The 1,058-nt window shown below is 64.4% G+C and carries 1 pseudogene; it reads left to right on the top strand.

The features are described 5' to 3' along the window. Positions 1–93: 93 nt before the first annotated feature. Positions 94–603: pseudogene (locus DRB19_RS29665) on the top strand (transposase); the annotation flags it as partial. Positions 604–1,058: the final 455 nt, after the last annotated feature.

Below are 1,058 nucleotides of genomic sequence, written 5' to 3'. Positions count from 1 at the left end.
GTCATACGGCACGTCCTCCTACAGCCCCGAAAAGCAGGAGAGTGCCATTTGAACTTTGCAGAGGGGTGTCATCTCTATATTGCGCTTACACATGCCATGATGGAGAAGATTGCGGAGGCCATGTTGCGGGCCCGAGAGGCTCTGCAGACGGAGTTCGCCAGATTGCCTCGGGCCATGCTGAGCATCGCCCGGGAGAACGAGGTCTGCGGGCGATTGATGAGCGTGCCAGGCGTCGGCGCTCTGATTGCGGTGACCTTCACGTCTGCGGTGGACGATCCTGAACGCTTCGCCCACTCGCGAGCGGTGGGCGCACACTTTGGCCTGACGCCGAAGAAGTACCAGTCGGGCGAGACCGACATTACCGGGGCAGTGAGCCGGGTGGGCGATCCGATGGTGCGCACGGCGCTGTATGAGGGCGCCCACATCCTGCTCACCCGAGCGGTGCGCTTCTCCGCGCTCAAGCGCTGGGCGCTCGAGGTGGCCAGGCGGCGCGGCATGCGGCGCGCCAAGGTGGCGCTGGCCCGGAAGCTTGCCGTCATTCTGCATCGCATGTGGATGGACGGCACCACGTTCCGCTGGGGCCGGGAGGGAGCTGCCGCATAGGAGGAACAAGCGTTCGGAACGGGGCGGCTCTCGTCCTGTTCCCCTGAGGTCCCGTCGCCGGGACGATGGAGGCGGTCAAGCCGTAAGTAGTGCCGTGAGCACCTCATCGAGGTGGAGCACGCGTCTTAGATGGGCTGACCGCATCCTCTCTGATGGCATGGTGGGGCGGCCGCGCGCCGACCCCGAACAGAAGCAAGCCTTCGGCGACAGGACAGTCACTCAGGGACTTGACACCCAACGGCCCATTACAGAAGCACTACTTTGGCAGGTTTGCGGAACCTGGTGCGCTCTGCCGGCGTCTCTTCCTGAAGGATTGTTCGCGGGAGGTCGTCATGAGCGCCTCAGTGGCGTGGGAGCACGAACTCCAGTCCTGGCTCGAACCCTTCCTCAAGCTCCTTCATCATCCGGCTCGGCGGCGCATGTGCCCGCTCTATGTGGCCGGCCTGATCGGTCCC

It is taken from the genome of Microvirga aerophila (genome assembly GCF_003332305.1).
Lineage (GTDB): Bacteria > Pseudomonadota > Alphaproteobacteria > Rhizobiales > Beijerinckiaceae > Microvirga > Microvirga aerophila.
The sequence above is the reverse complement of the archived record's forward strand: the minus strand, read 5'-3'. Positions and strand labels throughout refer to the sequence as shown.